Here is a 1,724-nt window from a genome sequence, read left to right on the forward strand (position 1 = left end):
GTCCATCGGCCTCCAGCGCATCCACCGCCCGGCGCGCCAGGTCCAGGCCGTCGGCCTCGCGCAGTTGCGCGGCGCCGATATTGGCCAGCAAGGGAATGTCTGGGGCCAGGCGGCGCAGCGCGCGCGTTAGCCCCTGGGAGTTGCGGGATTGCAGGCTCACACGCTGCGAACCGACGCACATGGCGATCCCCAAGGCTTGCGCTGCCTCGCTCAAATGCCGGTTGATGGCCTCGGCCCGTGGCATGCCGCCGGTCATAGAGCTGATCAGCAGCGGCGCGCGCATAGCCTTGCCCAGCAGCGAGGCGCGCAGGTCGATCTGCGTCAGGTCCAACTCGGGCAGTGCGCAGTGTTCGAAACGGATGTACTCCCAGCCAGCGGCCACCGTGGCCGGCGCCGTTCGCCGATCCAGCACGATGTCCAGATGTTCGTCCTTTCGCCGGCTCAGGGCGGTGTCGCTCATGCTCGCTCCGTCCGTAGCAGCGGGCGACGGCGTTGCGTCGGATCGAACCGACGGCAGCGCGCCCAAGCCGCCGCCTCCGGCGCGTTCAGGCCGACGCACGCTGGCCTCCCCCTGCAGCGTCGCTGCGGTAGCGGCTGGTCGAAGTCTGGTAGTACTGCGCGCGGATCGCCGCCATGGCCTCGATCAACGGTCCCCACGGCGCGGGAAAGCATTCTTCCGCCATCACCCGGTGCAGCATGCGCGTATGGCCGGCCAACTCGTCGTTGAGGAACTCAACCACAGGCATAGCCGGATAGCGCTGCAGCAGCAGGATCGCCGCGTTGTCGGCCCCGCCGGCCGACCTGTCCTTGTCGCGTCCATGCAGATCGTTCTGCAGGCGCCCTATCACTGAGATGAGCCGCAGGACCTGGCGAAACGCTGGACGCGCGCGCAAGGTCGCCATGTCCAGCCCCCACAGCAGCGACAGGCAACAGAACACGTTCCCGTAAGCGATCGAATCCATGCCGTTGTGCAGGTACTCGGCGTAAGACCAGCGTCGCGCCCCTGCCGCCTGCGCGTGTCCGGCGCGCAGCGCCGCGCAGTAGCACCGGGTATAGTCGAGAAGCCGAGCATAGTCGCGACGATCGTAGGCGAGCGCAGCCAGCGAAGCGCGCAGCTGAGCGCAGCCTCGAATCCGGAGAGCACGCACGGCACGCCCTTCCCCAGCGCCTGCTCCACGGCGGCGAGCTGCTCCGGTGCGATCAGGCCAAGGTCGTTGCAATCGTCGAGCCAGAACAGCAGCGCCAGTTCGCGATAGAACGCCACGATCAGCGTTTCGTCCTGCGGATCGCGGCCGGTGCGGGCGCTGGTGTCGCGCAGGCTCGGGTGAATGCGTTGCAGGATATACTGGCCGCCCCTTACCGCTTCCTCAGCATGCTCATCGGCGAAACCGGTCAGGGCACGCCCCCACTCCAGCACCTGCTGCAGCGCGCGTTCGGTCTGGATCATGGCGCCGCTCCTGCTCCCTCGGCTACGACGCGCCGCCCCCAACGAAGCGCCAGCCACAACCCGGCGAGTTCGGCCACGCGCACGACCCGGGTAGGGCAATACAGTTCCTTGCCGATCCACAGCGGCGCCTGCGGCATTTTATGCGCCGCATGGCGGGCGAGCATCCACTCCAGCGCACGCGCCACCGCCTGCGCGATGCGCCGGCGTCCTGTCGGCTCTTCGCTCCCGTCCATCACGTGCAACGCGAACAGCGCATAGGCGGTTTCCTCGAATGTGG

General features: G+C 68.0%; 3 pseudogenes. All 3 read right to left on the minus strand.

The annotated features are described in order from the left end of the window. Positions 1-460: pseudogene (locus EOA85_RS34595) on the minus strand (alpha-hydroxy-acid oxidizing protein); the annotation flags it as partial. Between the two features lie 85 nt (positions 461-545). Beyond that, positions 546-1,447, minus strand: a pseudogene (locus EOA85_RS34600) (hypothetical protein). Further along, positions 1,444-1,724 (minus strand): annotated as a pseudogene (locus tag EOA85_RS34605) (hypothetical protein); the annotation flags it as partial. The pseudogenes EOA85_RS34605 and EOA85_RS34600, both read right to left, overlap by 4 nt.

It is taken from the genome of Mesorhizobium sp. M5C.F.Ca.IN.020.29.1.1 (assembly GCF_003997375.1).
Lineage (GTDB): Bacteria > Pseudomonadota > Alphaproteobacteria > Rhizobiales > Rhizobiaceae > Mesorhizobium > Mesorhizobium wenxiniae.